The organism is Brenneria nigrifluens DSM 30175 = ATCC 13028, assembly GCF_005484965.1.
In the GTDB taxonomy this organism is placed as follows: Bacteria; Pseudomonadota; Gammaproteobacteria; order Enterobacterales; family Enterobacteriaceae; genus Brenneria; species Brenneria nigrifluens.
Map to the genome: position 1 here is coordinate 2,726,035 of NZ_CP034036.1, position 20,317 is coordinate 2,746,351.

Below are 20,317 nucleotides of genomic sequence, written 5' to 3' on the forward strand. Positions count from 1 at the left end.
CGGCGGATGCCGTCAATTTCAGCCTCCCGCCATCGCGATGCGCACCCGGGCCAGATCTTCCGGCGTATCCACGCCCACGCTGGGAACGGATTTCGCCACCGCTACGTGGATTTTTTCGCCGTACCACAACACCCGAAGCTGCTCCAGCAGTTCGATTTGCTCCAGCTGGCTGGGCGCCCAGCCCACATAGCGGCGCACAAAACCCGCCCGATAGGCGTAGATGCCGATGTGGCGCAAAAAGTGGTCGCCGATGCTCTCTTTCGAGCGGCTAAAACGCTCGCGTTCCCAGGGGATCGGCGCGCGGGAAAAATAGAGCGCGTAACCTTCGGCATCCGTCACCACTTTAACCGCGTTGGGATTGAACGCCTCCTCGCTGCTTTCAATCGGCACCGCCAGCGTGGCCATGCCGGCCCGGCAGGCAGCCAGATTCTCCGCCACCTGACGAACGATCACCGGCGGAATCAACGGTTCGTCGCCCTGCACGTTGACAATGATTTCCTCATCGGAAAAGCCATAGCGCTCAATTACTTCGGCCAGGCGCTCGGTGCCGGAATGGTGATCCGGGCTGGTGAGGCACACTTCCCCGCCCGACTGCCGCACCACCGCCTCGACGTCGGGGTGATCGGTGGCAACAATAACCCGCCGGGCCCCCGACTCCTGCGCACGCTCCATCACATGCACCACCATCGGCTTACCGTTGATATCCGCCAGCGGCTTACCCGGCAAGCGGCTGGAAGCAAAGCGAGCCGGGATAATAACGTTGAAATTCATTGTGTGATCTCGTCAGCCCCCAGGGTACGCGCCTCGTGATCCAGCAATACCGGAATGCCGTCGCGCACCGGATAGGCCAGCCCGTCAACCTTGCATATCAGTTCCTGTTTTTCTTTATTGAAGTATAAGCGTCCGTTACATACCGGACAGGCGACAATTTCCAGCAAGCGGTGATCCATGCTTCCTCCATCAAGACAAAATTAATTGTCACCGGCGACTGGCCAGCAACGTCTCCAATCGGTCGAGCAGCCGTGCGGCCGCCGGTTCCGCCAGCGTGGCGTCCACCGGCAGATACCACCAGTTGCGGCGGGCAAACGCCCGGCACTTGACCGCATCCTTTTCCGTCATCAGCAAGGGTTGTCTTTCATCATCGGTCAGCGGTTGCAGTTGCTCCAACCGGTAGCCTTGATGATCGGCAAACGCCACCTCGCGCGAAATAGTTACCCCGGCATCACGTAGCGTAGCAAAAAAACGCTGCGGGTGGCCGATGCCCGCCATCGCCACCGCGTTCTGTAACTGTTTGACCGGGCGTTTTTCCCCTGTGACCAGATTGACCGCCATCCCGACCGTCAGCCGCATGGCGATCTCGCCGGGCCGCGCACTGCCGCCATTAACGATAACCGCATCCACCGTGCTCAGGCGGCTTTCCCGCTCGCGCATCGGGCCGGCGGGCAGCCACCAGCCATTGCCAAAGCGCCGCACGCCGTCGACCACCACCAGCTCGATATCGCGGGCCAGCGCATAATGTTGCAAGCCGTCGTCGGTTATTATCACATCCAGCGGATAGCGCGCCAGCAGGGCCTCCACCGCCAGACGACGTTTGGGCGCCACCGCCACCGGCGCGCCGGTGCGTTGATAAATCAGCACCGGTTCATCGCCGGCCTGGTCGGTGGTGACGTTATCGTCCACCACTAGCGGGTAGCGCTGCGCTTTGCCGCCGTAACCGCGGGACACCACGCCGGCCCGCAGTCCTTTGCGCCGTAACTGTTCCACCAGCCAGATAACCACCGGGGTTTTGCCGTTTCCCCCCGCCGTCAGATTTCCCACCACCACCACCGGCACCGGCACTCGCCAGCTTTTACGCCATCCCCGGCGATAACTTTGGCGGATCAGAAAAGCGATCAGCCCGTAGAGCAGCGACAAGGGGATTAACAGCCGGTAAAGCGGCGAGCGTCCCGACCAGATGCGATCAATCATTCGCCGAACTGCATTTTATGTAATTGGGAATAGGCGCCGTTTTTCTCCAACAGCGCGGCGTGTTCGCCACGCTCGATAATGCGCCCGTCTTCAACCACCAGAATCTCATCGGCTTTCTCAATGGTGGATAGCCGGTGGGCGATAACCAGCGCGGTGCGATCGCGCTGCAACTCATCCAGCGCCGCCTGAATCGCCCGCTCCGACTCGGTATCCAGCGCCGAGGTCGCCTCATCCAATACCAGAATAGGACAGTCGCGCAGCAATGCGCGGGCGATGGCGATGCGCTGACGCTGTCCGCCGGACAGCAGGACGCCGTTTTCGCCGATCATGGTGTCCAGGCCGTTTTCCATCTTGCTGATGAAATCCATGGCGTGGGCCATTTGCGCCGCGCGCTCCACCTCTTCCCGGCTATAGCGATCGCTGCATGCATAGGCGATATTGTTGGCGATGGTATCATTGAACAGGTGTACATTCTGCGACACCAGCGCCACCTGGTTGCGCAGGGATGACAACTTGTATTCCCGCAGATCGTGCCCGTCCAGCAGAATTTCGCCGGATTGAATGTCATAAAAGCGGGTGATCAGATTGGCAATGGTGGATTTGCCCGATCCCGAGCGTCCGACCAGCGCCACGGTTTTACCGGGCGGAATATGCAGACTGACATTTTTCAGCGCCAGATTTTCTCTTCCCGCATAGGCGAAATCCACGTTACGGAATTCAAGATCCCCCTTGACCCGCTCTATCTCCAGCTTGCCGGTATCTTTTTCCTGCTCCATATCCAGAATGGCGAACAGCGTCTGACAGGCCGCCATGCCGCGCTGGAACTGGGCGTTGACGTTGGTCAGCGACTTTAACGGCCGCATCAGCGCAATCATGGAGGAGAAGACCACGGTAATCGTCCCGGCGGTCAGGGTATCCATCACGCTGGGGAAACTGGCGGCATACAGCACAAAGGCCAGCGCCAGCGAAGCGATCAACTGGATGATGGGATCGGAAATGGAGGAGGCGGAGACCAGTTTCATCCCCTGCTGGCGCATGCGGTTGCTGACCTTGTTGAAACGCTGCACTTCCGCATCCTGACCGCCGAAAATCAGCACTTCCTTATGCCCTTTCAACATCTGTTCCGCGCTGGTGGTCACCAGCCCCATCGTATCCTGCATATTTTTGCTGATATTACGGAAACGTTTGGAGACCAGCCGGATAGCCATCGACACAATCGGCGCAATCACAATCAGGATCAGCGACAACTGCCAGCTGTAATAGAACATCAGGATAAAGAGGCCGATTATCGATGCCCCTTCCCTGACCACGGTAATCAAGGCGTTCGACGACGAGGCAGCGACCTGTTCGGAGTCGTAGGTAATACGGGACAACAGCGTTCCGGTGGACTGCTGGTCGAAAAAGGTCACCGGCATGCCCATAATATGGCTGAATAAGCGGCGACGCATGCCCATAACCACTTTGCCCGACACCCAGGCCACGCAGTAACTGGAAACAAAACCCGAGGCGCCGCGCATCAGCATCAGCCCGATGACTACCAGCGGCATCCATACCAGAACGGAACGATCGGCTTTACCAAATCCTTCATCCAGCAGGGGCTTAAGCAGAGATAGCATTAAGGTGTCGCCGGCCGCATTAATCACCAGCGCGATCGCGGCTACAATCAGCCCCGCTTTAAAAGGAGAGATCATCGGCCATAGGCGACGAAACGTCTGCCAGGTGGAGAGATCTTTATCATTCAGCATGCAATAAACCTGAGCCAGAAAGAAATAGCCGCCTATTTTACTCATTATCCCGCCATACGCCAAACCACCGATGATACCAACGCGGCGATATTTGCTCTCTAAAACGCAGTATTTGCCATGAATCGTTGAAAAAACGCGCGCTCAACTGCCCGGAGGTCGCCGTATCGAACCAGGTATGACCATGCCGGCGATAGCGTTTCACCACCCTGGCGGCAGGGAGTCGCCACGGGGTATAGCGGGCGACGGAGGCGGCGGCGCGCGGCGCGGCGACCGCCCGGATAAAAGGCGCAGTGGAGGAAGTGCCGCTGCCGTGATGGGGAATTTGTAACAAATCCGCAGCCAGTTCATTTCTATGCCATTTTATCAGCGCCCGCTCCGCTTCGGCTTCAATATCCCCGGTCAGTAAAACGCGGTATTTGCCGTCATCGACGCGCACCACGCAGGAGTCATTATTCTCCGCCTGCTCAACCTGGGATAGCGGCCACAGTACGGTAAAAGTCAGCCCCTGCCAGCGCCAGCCGGCTCCCCGCCGGCACGGCAGATGCCCCGCCTGGCGGAACGAACTGTAAATTTCCGCCTGCGGGTATGCCGCTTTTGCCGACGCCAGTCCGCCGATATGATCCATATGGCTATGGCTGAGAATGATTTTTTCCGCCGCCAGTCCGCGCCAGCGCAGGTAAGGCAGTATTTCTCTGGTCGCCATGTCGCCGCCGTCCCAGCGGTTGCCGGTATCGTACAGCACCGCTTTTCCGTTGCGCTCAATCACCACCGCCAGCCCGTGACCGACGTCCAGCATATCGACGCGCCAGTTCGGTTCGTCGGTTTTTAGGCGCGACGCCGCCAGCAGAACGATCAGCGTCACCACCCCGGCCGGATAATATCGCCACCAGGCAAAGCGCCAGATCGCCACGCTCAGCCATCCGGCCAGGCTGCCGATAAGCAGCGTGGCGTCCAGATTCACCCATCCCGCCTCCATGGCGGTCAGCGGCATAAATACCGCTCGCAGCGACAGATCCGCCAGCCACCACAGCCAGTAATTCAGCGCGGTGAGATACATCGCCGGCAGCGCCAGTAGCACCAAAGGCGTGGTGATAAAGGATACGATTGGCACCGCCCACAGATTTGCCGGCAGCGACGTCAGGCTGACGCCGTGAAATATGCTCAGTTGCAGCGGCATCAATAGCAGCGTGATGCCGGCTTGCAGATGCAGCCAGCGCAGCCAGAGCCAGCCGAACCCGGTCCGGCACCGTCGGGGCAATGGCGCCCACTGAAACCAGAAAATCAGCGACGCCACCGCCAGGCAGGAGAGCCAGAAGCTGTCGGACAGCACGCTGAGCGGATCGCCCACCAGAATAAGCGCCACGCACCACAGCCATACCTGCCAGGGTGAACAGAGTACGCCGCGCAGGCGCAGCGCAATCCATACGCTGAGCGCCAATGCGGCTCTGACCGCCGGCGGATTTCCGCCGGCCAGCCACACATATCCCCACGCCACCATCCCGCCGACCAATAAGGGAAACCGATAACCAATGCGCCGCGCGGGCAAAAGATATTGCATTCCCCGCGCCGCGCCCCAGCCAAATAAGGCGGCAAGCGCAATATGCAGCCCGGAAATGGCCATCAGATGCATGGTGCCGGTTTTTTGCAGCGTAGTTTTTGTCTCGGGGCTGACGGTTTTCATTTCTCCAAAAGTCAGCGCCAGTAAAATTGCGCGCCACGGCAGCGTGATGACCTGTTGCTCCGCCTGGGAAATAATGCGCTGGCGCAGATCGCAGGAGGCCTCTATCGCCTGCGCCGAGACTATTTTTCCGGCCAACGGCTGGCGTTTCGCTATCGCCCAGCGTTGGCTGTCGAATCCCCCTTGATTCAGGCGACTGTGCACCGGACGAAAACGGGCGGCGACCGACCAGCGCTGGCCGCCGCACCAGTTGCGCATACTATGTGACAACGTCACCTGGGCATAAAGCGGCGGAAATACCCGGCGCTGATTGATTTTTTCCACTCTCACCACCGCCCGCGGTTCATCAAATTCGGCGAAGCGGATACTGGTGATGGTTACCACGGCGCTCATCGTACGCTGGGTCGCCTGCTCGATCTGTTGCAATACTGTTTGCGCCGTCAACCCCGCCCAGCAAAAGCTGAAAAGCGTAATCGCCGTTATCCGCCACGGATAGCCCCGGCTTTTCAGCGCCGTCACCACCGCCAGGAGTCCCGCGCCGTATAGCAGGGTGCGGGGAGGAATTTGCGGCAGGATCAGCAAGGGCAAAATACCGAGGATCGCCGCCATCGCGAGGGTGCTTACGGATAGTCTGCTCATCATCCCGCCGGCCTGGCGCTATTGCTGGAAGCAGGGATCTTGCTACATCATCGGCCTGCCGCGCAGGTTAAAAATTCATCCGCGGAACGGGGCGCGCAGGCAATGTTTTCCGTTGCAGAAAATTACATCCGGCATAGGGCGCTTATCCGGCTTTGGGCGATAAAACGCCTCGCCGGCGTGGCGCGGGCAACAGCATAAAAGAGTGAAGTTCAGGGGGTAAAACGACCAGGGACCGCCGGCGCGATCCCTATTTTCCAGCGGGGATGGGTTATTTCACTTCACCCATGGCTTTCAGCTTCTTGGACAATTCGCGACGCTCTTTCGACAGGTCGGCATTTTTAATGATGTAATCATCAACGCGGTCTTCATAATCGCTGCGCATGCTGGCGATAATTCCCTGAATATCCTCAATGGTCATGCCGGGCTTGATATACTCGCTCAGGTTGTCGAGCAGCAGAACGCGCTTTTGGTTATCACGAATTTTCTTTTCGTTATCAATGATTTCGCGTTGCAGTTTATTTTTACGACGAAACATGCGTACAAACTCCAGAACATCCTGGAAACAAGGCTTAGTATCCTTATCCATTTTTCTACCCTTACTTAAGTCAAACACAAATTCTCTATATGCTAACCATACAGGTTAGCAGCTATCGGCGACAAGATGGTTTTCTCCGAATAGATTAATTATCGATAATACACGGCGATACGTTGATTACGCACCTGCTCGATGGCCACCTCGGTATCGAAGATATCTTCCAGTATCGCGGGAACCATGATCTCTTCCGGTTTACCGCTGTAGATAATCTGACCGTTGCGCATGGCGATAATATGGTCGGAATAGGCGGAGGCGAAATTGATGTCGTGGATAACCAGAACAATGGTTTTTCCCAGTTCATCCGCGGCGCGGCGGATCTGCTTCATCATCGCCACCGCATGTTTCATATCCAGATTATTCAGCGGTTCGTCCAGCAGCACGTATTCGGTATCCTGGCATAATACCATCGCCACATAGGCGCGCTGCCGCTGCCCGCCGGAAAGCTCATCCAGAAAACGATCCCGGAATTCGGTCAGGTGGAGAAACGCCATCGCCGCCTCAATGCGTTGACGATCGTCGGCGTTCAGGCGCCCTTTGGTATAGGGATAGCGGCCGAATCCCACCAAATCGGCGACGGTTAACCGGCTGGTAAACTGGTTCTCCTGGCGCAGCACCGACAGACAGGTCGCCAGTTTATCGCTGGGCGTGGTCGCCACATCCATGCCGTTGACGCAGACCCGGCCGCGATCGGCCGGCAATAAACGACTGATGATGGATAAAAGCGTCGATTTCCCTGCGCCGTTAGGGCCGATAATTGAGGTAACGCCCCCGCGGGGAATGGTGGCCGTCACCTCTTTTAATACCGCCACATTATTGTAGGTTTTAGTTACATTGCCGATCTCAATCACAGGGAAACCTTCCTCAGCAACAACAAAATAAACAGTGAACCACCGATAAATTCAATGACCACGGACAATGCGCCGGACATATTCAATAAGTGCTCAAGAATCAACTGTCCGCCGACCAGCGCGATAATGCCCAACAGAAACGCCGCCGGCAGCAAAAAGCGATGTTGGCTGGAACCGATGATCAAATACGCCAGATTGGCCACCATGAAGCCGAGAAAGGTCAACGGACCGACCAACGCCGTCGATATCGCCACCAATACAGAGACTAAAAGCAAAATCACCGTCACGCTGCGTTTGTAATCCATACCCAGGTTTATCGCGGTATTACGCCCCAGCGCCAGCACATCGAACCGAAAGCGCATGCGCCATATAACGATGCCGATAACCGCCGAGATCGCCGCCGAAAGCCCGATCAGTTCAGGGGCCGCGCGGGTAAAGGTGGCAAACATGCGTCCCTGTAAAATGGCGAATTCATTGGGATCCAATAAGCGCTGCATCAGGTTGGCGATACTGCGAAACAGCGTGCCGCAGATGATGCCCACCAATAAAACCAGGTGCAGATTGTTACGATTGCCGGTGAACAGCCAGCGATAAAGCGCGGCGGAAAACAGTACCATCAGCAGCGCCTCAAGGAAAAACTTGCCCTGAACCCCCAAATCGGGGATGCCTTGTGGACCGAAGACGAAAATCAAGGCGGTTTGAATCAGGATGAACAGCGCTTCGAACCCCATAATCGAGGGCGTCAAAATCCGGTTATTGGTTACCGTCTGGAACAGCACCGTCGAAGCGCTGGCGGCAAACGCCACCAGCAGCATGGTGGCCAGCATCAATCCGCGATGCGTCAGAATATAACGCAGGTTACTGCCGAGACTGATGGTCATGAATATCGCCATCACCCCCAGCGCCAGCAAGCAAAGCAGCAATAAACGATAGCGGGGGGATAGTCCCGGCTTCGCTTGCGTTATGGCCGGCGTTACCGCATTGACTTTGTTAACTGACATGGCGTTTTTTACTCAGCAGCAGGAGAAGAAAAACCATAGCCCCGATAACCCCCAGAATGACGCTGACCGGTATCTCAAAAGGATACCTAATCACCCGCCCGATGATGTCGCACAGTAAGACCAGGCCCCCACCCAGCAGACAAACCCACGGAATGGTTTTACGCACATTATCACCGAGCAACATACTGATAAGATTAGGAACAATAAGACCAAGGAAAGGCAACGCCCCCACCACCACCACCACTACGCCGCTGATAACCGCCACGATCGCCAGGCCCAGCAGCATAACCTGCCGATAGTTAAGCCCGACGTTGACCGAAAATTCACGCCCCATACCCGCAACGGTAAACCGGTCGGCGATCCAGCAGGCGGCCAGCGTCAGGCAGCCGACCAGCCACAGCAATTCATAACGCCCCTGCAATACGCCGGAAAAATCCCCGGACTCCCAACTGCCAAGCGCCTGCAACAGATCGTAGTACATGGCGCCGAAGGTGGTGATCGCGCTGATAACCGCGCCCAGCATAATGCCCACCAGCGGCACGACCAACGCAGATTTCAGCACGACCCGTCTCAGCAACAGCATGAATAATAGCGTACCGCCCAGCGCAAACAGGCTGGCGACAATCATTTTGACAAATACGGGAGAAGAAGGCGCCAGCACCATCATGACCAGCAAGCCGAGTCCCGCTGACTGGGTGGTTCCGGCCAATGACGGCTCCACGAAACGGTTTTGGGTCAGCAATTGCATGATCAATCCGGCCACGCTCATGGCGCTTCCCGCCAGCAGCAATGCCAGCGTACGGGGCACTCGGCTGATAAAAAAGATATCGCGCATGGACTGATCGGTCCAGACCGCCTGTATGCTCACGCGGCCAGCCCCCAGAAAGAGGCTGGCAACGATCATGACCATCAGCAGAAGAATGCTAAGCGAGAAATAAAGAGGTTTCATTGTCCCTGCCACGATCGGACGCTATTTTTTATCCAACGCATTATTTACATCGGCAATCAGATTTTTATAACTTTGCAAGCCGGATGAAATATAGATCGAGGTGGAGTCCAGATAAACGATATGCTGGTGTTGCCAGGCGTTGGTTTTATGGATCAACGGATTATCAAGCACCTGACGGGCCGACTCCGCGCCGGCGCCGGTCCGACCGATAGCGCTGTCGCGATCCAGTACAAACAGCCACTCAGGATTCACGCTGAGTAAAAACTCCGACGTTACCACATTGCCGTGTCGCCCGGAGGTCGCTGCGGGGAACTCCGCGGCCTGTTTAAATCCCAACTCGTCAAAAATAAAACCAAAGCGGGATCCCGGACCGTAAGCCGACATTTTCCCGCCCGATACCATCAGCACCAGCGCGCTACCCGCACCGGCGGCCTTTTCCCGGGTTTGGGCAATCTGCTGTTTAAACTCCGCCAGCTGTTTTTTTGCCTCATCTTCCTTGCCGAAGATAGATCCCAGCTGTTCCACACGCTGGCTAAAACTGGTCATAAACTGTTTGGAATCAACATTCAGCGAGATAGTGGGCGCAATGTCGCTCAGTTTGGAGTAGGCGTCGGTGGCGCGTCCGCCCGCGATGATCAGATCGGGCTGAGCGCTGCTCAGCGCTTCATAATCAGGTTCAAACAACGTGCCGGCGTTGAGATAGTCGCCGCCCCGATATTTAGCCAAATAATCAGGGAGATGCGTACTGGTCTGCGGCACACCGGCGATGTCGATTTTCAAGGCGTCCATGGTGTCCAGAATGGCAGGATCAAAGACAATGACTTTTTTGGGATGCAGAGGCACCTGAGTGGTTCCCTGCGCATGCTCGATACTTATCGTTTTGGCGCTCTCCGATGAGGAAACCGCCTGTTGGCAAACCGACAGCGCAAGTATTGACGCTAACAATGTAGTCTTCACCGCACAAGCTACGTTCACCTGCATTATTTTTTCCTCCGCTGGTTATCATCGAGAGCAAAATGCCCAGACAATAAAGAACTTAATTATCATTCGCATTCAAAAAAATAATTGTAACCGAGGATAATGCGCATGCCTAGCAATTATGCTTAGCCGGAATTTGACCCACATCAGGAAAGCGCCACAGAAAAGGGATTCAATGTTATCCTTGACCTATCCCAACTGTTTTGCCGAATCTGGCGCTCAGATCAATCATTTAGCTTGATATAAATATGGCCGATAAAACACAACCTACGTTTTTCATTCATGATTATGAGACTTTCGGTAAACATCCGGCCCGCGATCGGCCCGCGCAGTTTGCCGGGGTACGCACCGATGCGGACTTCAATATTATCGGCGACCCGCTGGTCATCTATTGCAAGCCGACGGATGATTATCTGCCGGAACCCGAAGCGGTATTGATTACCGGCATTACGCCCCAGTTGGCCGCAACCAAAGGGGTGAATGAAGCGGAGTTCGCGCGCCGCATCTATGAGGCGTTCAGCGTGCCCGGCACCTGCATCATGGGCTATAACAATATCCGTTTCGATGACGAAGTCAGCCGTAATCTCTTTTACCGCAATTTCTATGATCCCTACGCCTATAGCTGGCAGCACGGCAACTCCCGCTGGGATCTGCTGGATGCGTTGCGCGCCTGCCATGCGCTGCGCCCGGAGGGCATCGTCTGGCCGGAAAACGATGAGGGACTGCCCAGCTTCAGGCTTGAGCATTTAACCCGCGCCAACGGCATCGCCCATGAGCATGCCCATGACGCCATGTCCGACGTCTACGCCACCATCGCCATGGCGCAGTTGCTGAAGCAGGCGCAGCCCAGGCTGTTTGATTATCTGTTCCAACTGCGCAACAAGAATAAGGTCAACGCGCTGATTGATATTGCGCAGATGAAGCCGCTGGTCCATGTCTCCGGCATGTTCGGCGCGGCGCGCGGCAACACCAGTCTGGTGGCCCCTCTGGCGTGGCACCCCGATAACCGCAACGCCGTCATTATGTGCGACCTTGCCGGCGATATGACGCCGCTGCTGGAGCTGGATGCCGATACGCTGCGCGAACGCCTGTATACCCGCCGCGATCGGTTAAGCGCCGGGCAAAGCGCGGTGCCCATCAAACTGGTGCATATCAATAAGTGCCCGGTGCTGGCGCCCGTCAATACGCTGCGCCCGGAAGACGCCGACCGGCTGGGAATCGACCGCCAGCGTTGCCGGGACAATCTGGCGCTGCTGCGGCAGTACAGCCAGATCCGCGAGAAAGTCGTCGCGCTGTTCGCCGAGTCGCCGGCCTTTGCGGCTGAGAGCGACGTCGACCTGCGGATTTACGACGGCTTTTTCGGCGATGCCGACCGCATGACGATGAAGATTATTCAGCAAACCGCGCCGCAGAACCTGCCCGCCCTGGACGTTAAATTCGTTGACGACCGTCTGGAGCCGCTGCTGTTCCGCTATCGCGCGCGCAATTTCCCCAACACGCTGGACGACGGCGAACAGCAACGCTGGCTGCAGCATCGCCAGGAGGTGTTTACCACCGAACGCCTGCAGCAATACGTTACCGAACTGGACGCGCTGTATCAGCGCTATGAAGGGGATAAACCAAAAACCGATCTGATCAAGGCGCTGCTGGCATACGTGCAGGCGTTGACCAGCTAACGAACTCTGCGGCAACCGCACGCGGAGATGCCTATATCCGCGTGCGGTTGCTGACAAAGTCGCCTGCAAGTCGGCGATACCCGGGCCTACCGTACCGAGGGGCGCTCCGGCGGCTTACGCCGCTACGGCCCCTCGCCACGCTCTCCCTAATAACGAGCTTTGTCTATGGTCTGAAGCGGAGATGCCTATCTCCGCTTTCTATCTAGCTGGACACGTTTGCCGGACGCCGTGCTGGTATCAAGTTGCCCCATCTTTCCTCTACCGTGCTCTCTGGCACTCAAACAATTTATCTCTCCGGCGCGCGGTCCGGCCTCTGGTTGAAAACATACATGCAAAAAAATAACCGACGCGATAAGACGTCGGTTATTTTGCAAGGCGCGTATTCTGCACCACTCATTTTCATCTGACAAGATATTGCGCGGCCGGGAAATGATTTTGTTGGCTATCATGCTGTTTTTATTTGCTTTATTACAAATTATCCTGTTGCCGTATGGAAAAGTTTTTAATGAAAAATCACCAGTCCTGAAATTTTTTCTTCTTCTCGTTCTGTAATCGTTCCAGCTCGAAAATAACCTGCTGCAGGTCGCGCTCCTGAACCGCGGACAGCGCCGGAAACTTGAAGCTCAGCCGCTGGGTGATCCTCACCTCGCCTTTATTATCGACGTCTTTCATCGTTGACTGACCGACAAACTGCAAGTCCAGGCGGAAGAAGCCATACTCATCGAGATCCAGCTCGACGTCGCGGATGATATCCCCCTCCGTCAATAGGCCCGTGGTATCGCGATCGGTATACAGACTCAGCCCGCCGAGGGAGAGATCCTTAATGGTAAACTGAAAGCAGGTGTCGTCCGGTAATTCGCCGCGGCACAACAACGGCGGCCAAAGCGGCGTGTTGATGCGGAAATAGGTCCTGCGCTGAATCAGATAGAGCTGTTGCGGGATGGGCGCAGTGAACGCCGGCAGGCCCTGAAAATCGATGGTTCTGGCTATTTCGGCGTTAAACTCCACTTTAGCCCCCGCCGGTTCCGCCACGAAAGACAGTTTCCCCGCATACAATGCCCGGCTGTTTTCGTGTTCAACCCCGCCCAGGTCAAATACGAAAATATCATCGTCGGATATCACATCAAGGATTTTACTGATGAACTGGCCGCGAGAATGATGAACCATGACGCTGGTATCGTTTTTCTTTAACTCACGCAGTGTTGCACAGATAGCCAGTTTGTTACGCTTGACAAACTGCTCTTTCAAATTTTCATCCACGCTTTTATCCCCATCCCATAGCCTTATTAAGGCCTTTATCTAATGAACCACATGATGCAAATCGCTTCAAACGGTATCGACACATATCATCTATAACTTTAGGGAATCAGGCATAACGGCGCCCGCTCCGCTCAGGCTTGAGGATAGCTCCGGGCAGCGAGATCGCCGTTTATCATGCACGCTATCGCCGGGCGGCTCCATCCGGCAAAGGGCGCCATAATCGCTTAATGACTTTTTATTATATGGAAACTTATTTCCCTGCTGAAATAAAATTATCGGCATAAAAAACGGCGTTAGCGTTTATAGCGAATTTTATCGTTTATTTGCCCAACGCTTACCGTGCGCATGCCCAACACAGTAATAAGCGTATCACAAAATATTATTATTTATATTTAAGAATCTAAAACTCCCGTCACACATACCGATAACTCACCTCAGTCGTAATTTAATAAAATATTGGCATCATTCATCATGAATGTGTTTTTCTAATGGAGAAAATCATGCATTACCTAATAAATAGACTCCGCAACATTAAAATATCGCATAAGCTTTATATTGGATTCGGCGTTATTTTATTGCTGGTCGTCATCGCATCATCACTTAGCGTTAACCGATTTGAATCAATTCGCCTGATATATGAAAAAACCAATCTGATATACAATATCAACATTGAGGTTTTTCAAGCCAAAATCAACAGGTTGAAATATTTTTACTCCGCGGATGAAGAGTCCCGCAAGGTCATGTCCAACTATATCAAGCATGCGTCGGAATTAACCGTTCAGGCTCAGCGACTCTCCTGGAGCGATGAAGAAATGGCCTATGTTGACAATATAGGCCGCCATCTGGATGAATTTCAACAGTCGATTAGCCAGATGGGCGAAGCCATGAAAAAGGCCGTCGCCTATCGGGAAAGCCTAAATAGCCATAATCTGCAAAATATCATTCACCGACCGGACAATAGCTCGGCGCTGCCGTCAGATGACGGTAATATCGACAGCAACCTCGATAACCTGATTTTTTTAATCGCCGAGATAAAAAATCGCGCCTACGAACTGCAGCTTAAAGAAAGCGAGGCGGCGTTAAAAGATTTGACGCAAAGCTTTAACAGCGCGGCGCAGTTTTATCAGCGCCTGGCGCCGACCCTCTCTCCCGCGGACAGGTCGACCGCCGACGGATTGTGGAGCTATGCCGTCAATTACCGCAAGCTTAACGAGGATTATTTCGCGGCGCTCAACGATCTGAAAAAAGCGGAAGACGCGGTTAAAGTCGCGGGAGATAAAAGCAGCGCGGCGATCAAATCCATCATCAATATCGTTAAAGCGAAAAATGACAATCTGGCCAATGATTCCGCCCATATCACCATCGTTATCGGCCTGATAGCCGTTATTATCGGCATAATTACCTCCATCGCTATTACCCGGCAAATCACCAGGCCCGTCATCCACAATCTGGCGCTGGCTGAGCGCATCGCCGGCGGCGATCTCACCGCCTCCATCGTGGTTGACCGACGCGATGAATTAGGGCAACTGACGGCGGCCATGGCGCGCATGAATGAAAAACTGCGCGACATGATCGGTAATGTGCGCGACAGCGTGGATAGCGTCGCCGATTCAGCCGCCAAAATCGCCATCGGCAATAATGATTTGTCATCCCGTACGGAGCAGCAGTCAGCCGCAGTGGTCGAAACCGCCGCCAGTATGGAAGAGTTGACCTCCACGGTAAAAAACAACGCCGACAATGCCAGACATGCCAGCCAGATAACGGCGGAAGCCTCGCAAAACGCCCATAAAGGCGGCGAGGTGGTGCAGAATGTGGTCAGCACCATGAATGATATCTCCGCCAGTTCGAATAAAATCGCGGATATCACCGCCGTGATTAACAGCATCGCTTTCCAGACCAATATTCTGGCCCTAAACGCCGCCGTGGAAGCGGCGCGGGCCGGCGAGCAGGGGCGCGGGTTTGCGGTGGTCGCCAGCGAAGTGCGCAATTTGTCTCAGCGCAGCTCCCAGGCGGCGAAAGAGATTGCCGGCCTGATATCCGAGTCCGTGGCGCGCATAGATATTGGCAGCAAACTGGCGGCCAACGCCGGTGCGGCCATGCAGCAAATCGTCTCCTCGGTATCACGGGTGAACGACATCATGGGCGAGATCTCCTCCGCATCGGACGAGCAAAGTCGCGGCATTGAGCAAATAGCCAGGGCGATTAGCGAGCTGGATACCACCACGCAACAGAATGCGGCGCTGGTTATGGAGTCTTCCATCTCGGCCAACTCGCTGGAGGAGCAATCCTCCCTGTTGGAAAAAATGGTCGCCTACTTTCGTTTATCGGAGCATGAAATCCGCGATCCGAAACTGGCGGTGAACGGCGTCCCTGCGCAACCCAAAGCGCTGCCGCACGGTCAGGCGTAATACGCCGGAGAGCCAACCGTGCGGGCGTTTTACCCGCACGGTTGGCCTTATCCGCCGGTAGCGGATCAGGGCGATGCTAATTCAGCGGCATCAGCATCGGGTCCGGGTAGAGATAGTCGAAACCGAGCTCGCGACAGATGCGCTGGCCGTCGACGATGCGTCCTGAAGTATCCTCTTCCCCGGCAACGAACTGCGGCGGGGTCAGGCCCAGCTGGCGCGCCCGATCGGCATAATAGCGCCGTTTGGCGGGATGCCCCGGCGCGCACAGGTTATACAGATGCCCGCCGTGAGGACGCTTCAGCAATAGCTGGATGGCCTCCAGCACATCTTCCTGATGCACCAGGTTCACGCCGTGAGAACCGCCGCTCAGCCCCGTTTTCCCGGCCAGAAAACGTCCGGGATGGCGATCGATGCCCACCAGCCCGGCCAGGCGCAGGATATCCACCGAGGTATCCGGTAAATGCTGCAACCACTGTTCAAGCGACGCCAGCACCTTGCCGGCGACGGATACCGGCCGCAGCGGCGAGTTTTCCCGTACGGTGCCGGCGCTATCGCCATAGACGGAGGTCGAGCTGGTGAAAATAATCCGCGGCACCTTAAACACCCGCGCCGTGTTGACCAACGTCTGCACCGCCCGGGCATAGCTCTCCCCACCCTGCGCGGTGCGGCTCGCCGGCAGCGTAATCACCAGCGCGTCAATCTGCAACAAGGCCTTTAGCTTATCGGCGTCGCATTCCAGTTCGGGGGTAAGCCTGAGCTGATAACATTCAATACCGCTCAGCCGGGCGGCTTCAACGCCGTCGACGGTGGTTTTGCTGCCGACGACCTGATAGCCATGACCGTTCAGCGCCCATGCCAGCGGCATACCTAACCACCCCAGCCCGATAATGGCCACTTTTTTCATTTTCGACTCCCCCGCTGTTCCGCCGCAAAATTACCCCGCCGCCTGTGATCTGAGACATTGCGCATAGCCAATCGTCCCTCATCCGCTAAAAAAGTGTTGCACAAATACCCGCACATGGTTTAGGTTATCCGCCTGACGGTAAATATATTGACACAATCCAGAGATATTTTATGACAAGCGTTCTGTTTAACCACCATCATCACCATCACCCTGACTAGTCTTTCAGGCGATTGGTGCTGGAAGACGTTCAGATCTTCCAGTGGCGCAGAACTTAAAGAGAGCCCTCGGAAGATCGACTTCCGAGGGTTTTTTTTATCCCGCTTTTTAAAAGTAGTTATTAATTTGACAGGTAATGAGGTTTCCATGCTGGACAAAACACGTTTACGGATAGCAATGCAGAAGTCAGGCCGCTTGAGTGACGATTCGCGCGAACTGCTGGCACGTTGCGGTATTAAAATCAATTTGCAGCAACAGCGTCTTATCGCCTTTGCGGAAAATATGCCCATCGACATTCTGCGCGTGCGTGATGACGATATTCCGGGGCTGGTGATGGACGGGGTCGTCGATCTGGGCATCATCGGTGAAAACGTACTGGAGGAAGAACTCCTCAATCGCCGGGCGCAAGGGGAAGACCCGCGCTATTTCACCCTGCGCCGTCTGGACTTCGGCGGCTGTCGCCTCTCGCTGGCGATGCCGCTGGATGAAGAGTATACCGGCCCGCAGTGTCTGCAAGAGAAACGTATCGCCACCTCCTACCCTCACCTGCTCAAGCAATATCTCGATAAACAAAATATCAATTTCAAATCCTGCCTGTTGAACGGTTCCGTGGAAGTGGCGCCCCGCGCCGGGCTGGCCGACGCGATTTGCGATCTGGTTTCCACCGGCGCGACGCTGGAAGCCAACGGCCTGCGCGAAGTAGAAGTCATTTACCGCTCCAAAGCCTGTCTGATTCAGCGCGACGGAGAAATGCCCGCCGACAAGCAGTTGCTGATCGATAAATTACTTACCCGCATGCAGGGCGTGATTCAGGCGCGTGAGTCAAAATATATTATGCTGCACGCGCCCAGCGAACGTCTGGATGAGGTTATCGCCCTGCTGCCGGGCGCGGAACGTCCGACCATTCTGCCGCTGGCGGGCGATCAGAGCCGGGTGGCCATGCATATGGTCAGCAGCGAAACCCTGTTCTGGGAAACCATGGAAAACCTGAAGTCGCTCGGCGCCAGCTCCATTCTGGTGTTGCCGATTGAAAAAATGATGGAGTGATAGCGATGGCCGACAGCAACGCAATTAGCAACTTCAATACCATTATCGACTGGCAAGGCTGCTCCGCCGAAGAGCGGCGCCAACTGCTGACCCGCCCGGCGATCTCGGCGTCAGAGCGCATCGCCGGCATCGTGGAAGAGATTCTGCGCAACGTAAAAAGCCGCGGCGACGGCGCCCTGCGCGAATACAGCGCCCGCTTTGATAACGTTCAGGTCGATACCATCCGCATTAGCGAAGCGCAGATTGCCGCCGCGACCGAGCGCCTTGACGACGAGGTCAAGCAGGCGATGGCGATTGCGGTGCGCAATATTGAAACCTTTCACAATGCGCAGAAATTACCCGTGGTCGATGTTGAAACCCAGCCCGGCGTACGCTGCCAGCAGTTGACCCGGCCGATCGCCACCGTCGGATTATATATCCCCGGCGGTTCGGCGCCGCTGCCGTCAACCGTGCTGATGCTGGGCACCCCCGCGCGCATCGCCGGTTGCCGACGCGTGGTGCTGTGCTCGCCGCCGCCCATCGCCGATGAAATTCTCTATGCCGCGCAGCTGTGCGGCATCAGCGAGGTGTTCCAACTGGGGGGCGCTCAGGCGATTGCCGCCATGGCGTTCGGCAGCGAAAGCATCCCCAAGGTCGATAAAATTTTCGGCCCCGGCAACGCCTACGTCACCGAGGCGAAGCGTCAGGTCAGCCAGCAGTTGGCCGGCGCCGCGATTGATATGCCCGCCGGGCCGTCCGAAGTGCTGGTGATCGCCGACGGCGGCGCCACTCCGGCGTTCGTCGCCGCCGATCTGCTGTCGCAGGCGGAGCACGGTCCCGACTCGCAGGTTATCCTGCTGACGCCCGACGCCGCGCTGGCCAAAGCCGTCGCCGAGGCGGTGGAGCAACAGCTCGCCCAGCTTTCACGGGCGGAGATCGCCCGGCAGGCGCTCTCTTCCAGCCGGGTTATCGTGGCGCGCGATCTGGCGCAGTGCGTTGAAATCAGCAACCAGTACGGCCCGGAGCACCTGATTATCCAGACGCGCGATGCGGAAAAATGGGTCGACGCCATCACCAGCGCCGGTTCGGTATTTCTCGGCGACTGGTCGCCGGAATCCGCCGGCGATTACGCCTCCGGCACCAACCATGTGCTGCCCACCTACGGCTATACGGCGACCTACTCCAGCCTGGGGCTGGCCGACTTCCAGAAGCGGATGACGGTACAGCAGCTGACGCCGCAGGGCCTGTTGCAGCTGGCGCCGACCATCGAAACCCTGGCTCAGGCCGAACGGCTTACCGCCCACAAAAATGCCGTCACCCTGCGTGTCGCCGCCCTAAAGGAGCAAGCATGAGCATTGAACAACTGGCGCGCGGCAACGTGCGCGCCCTGACGCCCTATCAGTCGGCGCGCCGCCTGGGCGGCAACGGCGATGTGTGGCTCAATGCCAACGAGTTTCCTCAGGCCCCCGAATACCAGTTGACCCTCCAGACGCTGAACCGCTACCCGGAGTGCCAGCCGAAACAGGTGATTGAGCGCTATGCCGACTACGCGGGGTTAACCACCGACCAGGTGCTGGTCAGCCGCGGGGCGGACGAAGGGATCGAACTGCTGATCCGCGCGTTCTGCGAACCGGGAAAGGACGCCATTCTGTTCTGTCCGCCCACCTACGGCATGTACGCGGTCAGCGCCGAAACCTTCGGCGTGGAGCGCCGCACCGCGCAAAGCACCGACGACTGGCAGCTGGATATGGCCTCTATCGAGAGCCAACTGGATGGCGTAAAGCTGGTGTATGTGTGCAGCCCCAATAACCCGACCGGCAATCTGGTGAACCAGGACGACCTGCGCCGTCTGCTGGCGCTGACCCAAGGCAAGGCGCTGGTGGTAGTGGACGAAGCCTATATCGAATTCTGCCCGCAGGCGTCGACCGTCGGCTGGCTGGCGGACTACCCGCACCTGGTCATCCTGCGCACCCTGTCGAAGGCCTATGCGCTGGCCGGCCTGCGCTGCGGCTTTACCCTGGCCAACGCGGACGTGATTGCGCTATTGCTGAAAGTGATCGCCCCTTATCCGCTCTCCCTGCCGGTGGCCGATATCGCCGCGCAGGCGTTGAGCGCGCAGGGAGTGGCGAAAATGCGCCGCAACGTGGCCGAGGTGGTGGAAAACCGCCGCTGGCTGGCCGAACGCCTAGCGCCGCTGGCCTGCGTGGAAAGCGTATTCCCCAGCGAAAGCAACTATCTGCTGGTGCGTTTTACCGCTTCCAGCCAGGTATTCAAGACGCTGTGGGATCAAGGCATTATCCTGCGCGATCAGAATAAGCAGCCCGGATTGTCCGGCTGCTTACGCATCACCATCGGCAACCGCGATGAATGCGAACGCGTTATCGAAGCATTACGGTCATTACCCGGAATCAACGCTTAATCTCAAG

Annotated in this window: 17 protein-coding genes and 1 other annotated feature; of the genes, 5 read left to right on the plus strand and 12 right to left on the minus strand. The window is 56.6% G+C overall.

Annotated elements, in window-relative coordinates; genetic code table 11:
- Positions 1–18: 18 nt before the first annotated feature.
- The 10 genes from kdsB to EH206_RS12860 form a co-directional block, all read right to left on the minus strand.
- On the minus strand, positions 19–771 hold the full coding sequence (kdsB, locus tag EH206_RS12815) for a 3-deoxy-manno-octulosonate cytidylyltransferase (RefSeq protein WP_009113193.1): 753 nt from the start codon (positions 769–771) through the stop codon (positions 19–21).
- Positions 768–950, minus strand: coding sequence for a Trm112 family protein (locus tag EH206_RS12820; protein ID WP_009113194.1), 183 nt, complete (start codon positions 948–950; stop codon positions 768–770). Before EH206_RS12820 ends, kdsB begins: the two co-directional genes overlap by 4 nt.
- Positions 951–978: 28 nt before the next feature.
- Positions 979–1,968, minus strand: coding sequence for a tetraacyldisaccharide 4'-kinase (gene lpxK / locus EH206_RS12825; protein WP_009113195.1), 990 nt, complete (start codon positions 1,966–1,968; stop codon positions 979–981).
- Positions 1,965–3,713, minus strand: a complete 1,749-nt coding sequence (gene msbA, locus EH206_RS12830) for a lipid A ABC transporter ATP-binding protein/permease MsbA (protein ID WP_040343909.1) — start codon at positions 3,711–3,713, stop codon at positions 1,965–1,967. The genes lpxK and msbA overlap by 4 nt, the downstream gene beginning before the upstream one ends.
- A 37-nt stretch (positions 3,714–3,750) precedes the next feature.
- Positions 3,751–6,033 (minus strand): ComEC family protein, encoded by a 2,283-nt coding sequence (locus EH206_RS12835; RefSeq protein ID WP_009113197.1) that lies wholly within the window; start codon positions 6,031–6,033, stop codon positions 3,751–3,753.
- A gap of 265 nt (positions 6,034–6,298) precedes the next feature.
- Positions 6,299–6,616 (minus strand): PTS system regulator TmaR, encoded by a 318-nt coding sequence (gene tmaR, locus EH206_RS12840; protein WP_009113198.1) that lies wholly within the window; start codon positions 6,614–6,616, stop codon positions 6,299–6,301.
- Positions 6,617–6,714: 98 nt separating this feature from the next.
- The gene (locus tag EH206_RS12845) at positions 6,715–7,473 is read right to left on the minus strand and encodes an iron ABC transporter ATP-binding protein (RefSeq protein WP_009113199.1); all 759 of its coding nucleotides are present in this window, start codon (positions 7,471–7,473) and stop codon (positions 6,715–6,717) included.
- Positions 7,470–8,474: an iron chelate uptake ABC transporter family permease subunit gene (locus tag EH206_RS12850; protein WP_009113200.1), complete on the minus strand. Its 1,005-nt coding sequence runs from the start codon at positions 8,472–8,474 to the stop codon at positions 7,470–7,472. Before EH206_RS12850 ends, EH206_RS12845 begins: the two co-directional genes overlap by 4 nt.
- A complete protein-coding gene (locus tag EH206_RS12855) occupies positions 8,464–9,423 on the minus strand; it encodes an ABC transporter permease (protein WP_009113201.1) in 960 nt (319 codons plus the stop codon). The genes EH206_RS12850 and EH206_RS12855 overlap by 11 nt, the downstream gene beginning before the upstream one ends.
- Positions 9,424–9,444: 21 nt before the next feature.
- The gene (locus tag EH206_RS12860; protein ID WP_198008352.1) at positions 9,445–10,398 is read right to left on the minus strand and encodes a siderophore ABC transporter substrate-binding protein; all 954 of its coding nucleotides are present in this window, start codon (positions 10,396–10,398) and stop codon (positions 9,445–9,447) included.
- Between the two features lie 251 nt (positions 10,399–10,649).
- Between EH206_RS12860 and sbcB the strand changes: the two genes are divergently transcribed.
- Positions 10,650–12,077, plus strand: coding sequence for an exodeoxyribonuclease I (sbcB, locus tag EH206_RS12865; RefSeq protein ID WP_009113203.1), 1,428 nt, complete (start codon positions 10,650–10,652; stop codon positions 12,075–12,077).
- A gap of 513 nt (positions 12,078–12,590) precedes the next feature.
- Here sbcB and EH206_RS12870 read toward each other — a convergent pair.
- Positions 12,591–13,337, minus strand: a complete 747-nt coding sequence (locus tag EH206_RS12870; RefSeq protein WP_009113204.1) for a flagellar brake protein — start codon at positions 13,335–13,337, stop codon at positions 12,591–12,593.
- A 500-nt stretch (positions 13,338–13,837) separates the two neighbouring features.
- On the opposite strand from EH206_RS12870, the gene EH206_RS12875 reads away from it, so the two are divergent.
- The gene (locus EH206_RS12875) at positions 13,838–15,745 is read left to right on the plus strand and encodes a methyl-accepting chemotaxis protein (RefSeq protein ID WP_009113205.1); all 1,908 of its coding nucleotides are present in this window, start codon (positions 13,838–13,840) and stop codon (positions 15,743–15,745) included.
- Positions 15,746–15,821: 76 nt separating this feature from the next.
- Here the strand turns inward: EH206_RS12875 and EH206_RS12880 are convergent, their stop codons facing one another.
- Positions 15,822–16,649 carry an SDR family oxidoreductase gene (locus EH206_RS12880; RefSeq protein WP_009113206.1) on the minus strand — a complete coding sequence of 276 codons (828 nt, stop codon included), beginning with the start codon at positions 16,647–16,649 and terminating at the stop codon, positions 15,822–15,824.
- A 193-nt stretch (positions 16,650–16,842) separates the two neighbouring features.
- Positions 16,843–16,964: a sequence feature (His leader region), on the plus strand.
- A 48-nt stretch (positions 16,965–17,012) separates the two neighbouring features.
- Between EH206_RS12880 and hisG the strand changes: the two genes are divergently transcribed.
- The 3 genes from hisG to hisC are packed head-to-tail and all read left to right on the plus strand — an operon-like array spanning position 17,013 to position 20,310.
- Positions 17,013–17,912, plus strand: a complete 900-nt coding sequence (hisG, locus tag EH206_RS12890; RefSeq protein ID WP_009113207.1) for an ATP phosphoribosyltransferase — start codon at positions 17,013–17,015, stop codon at positions 17,910–17,912.
- A gap of 5 nt (positions 17,913–17,917) precedes the next feature.
- Positions 17,918–19,243 (plus strand): histidinol dehydrogenase, encoded by a 1,326-nt coding sequence (gene hisD, locus EH206_RS12895; RefSeq protein WP_009113208.1) that lies wholly within the window; start codon positions 17,918–17,920, stop codon positions 19,241–19,243.
- A complete protein-coding gene (gene hisC, locus EH206_RS12900; protein WP_009113209.1) occupies positions 19,240–20,310 on the plus strand; it encodes a histidinol-phosphate transaminase in 1,071 nt (356 codons plus the stop codon). The genes hisD and hisC overlap by 4 nt, the downstream gene beginning before the upstream one ends.
- Positions 20,311–20,317 lie beyond the last annotated feature (7 nt).

Coding starts and splice junctions, on each gene's coding strand:
- EH206_RS12875 (WP_009113205.1), top strand. CDS start 13,838: ATGCATTACCTAATAAATAGACTCCGCAACATTAAAATATCGCATAAG.
- hisD (WP_009113208.1), top strand. CDS start 17,918: ATGGCCGACAGCAACGCAATTAGCAACTTCAATACCATTATCGACTGG.
- hisG (WP_009113207.1), top strand. CDS start 17,013: ATGCTGGACAAAACACGTTTACGGATAGCAATGCAGAAGTCAGGCCGC.
- sbcB (WP_009113203.1), top strand. CDS start 10,650: ATGGCCGATAAAACACAACCTACGTTTTTCATTCATGATTATGAGACT.
- EH206_RS12855 (WP_009113201.1), bottom strand. CDS start 9,423: ATGAAACCTCTTTATTTCTCGCTTAGCATTCTTCTGCTGATGGTCATG.
- EH206_RS12880 (WP_009113206.1), bottom strand. CDS start 16,649: ATGAAAAAAGTGGCCATTATCGGGCTGGGGTGGTTAGGTATGCCGCTG.
- msbA (WP_040343909.1), bottom strand. CDS start 3,713: ATGCTGAATGATAAAGATCTCTCCACCTGGCAGACGTTTCGTCGCCTA.
- EH206_RS12850 (WP_009113200.1), bottom strand. CDS start 8,474: ATGTCAGTTAACAAAGTCAATGCGGTAACGCCGGCCATAACGCAAGCG.
- hisC (WP_009113209.1), top strand. CDS start 19,240: ATGAGCATTGAACAACTGGCGCGCGGCAACGTGCGCGCCCTGACGCCC.
- EH206_RS12820 (WP_009113194.1), bottom strand. CDS start 950: ATGGATCACCGCTTGCTGGAAATTGTCGCCTGTCCGGTATGTAACGGA.
- tmaR (WP_009113198.1), bottom strand. CDS start 6,616: ATGGATAAGGATACTAAGCCTTGTTTCCAGGATGTTCTGGAGTTTGTA.
- kdsB (WP_009113193.1), bottom strand. CDS start 771: ATGAATTTCAACGTTATTATCCCGGCTCGCTTTGCTTCCAGCCGCTTG.
- EH206_RS12835 (WP_009113197.1), bottom strand. CDS start 6,033: ATGATGAGCAGACTATCCGTAAGCACCCTCGCGATGGCGGCGATCCTC.
- lpxK (WP_009113195.1), bottom strand. CDS start 1,968: ATGATTGATCGCATCTGGTCGGGACGCTCGCCGCTTTACCGGCTGTTA.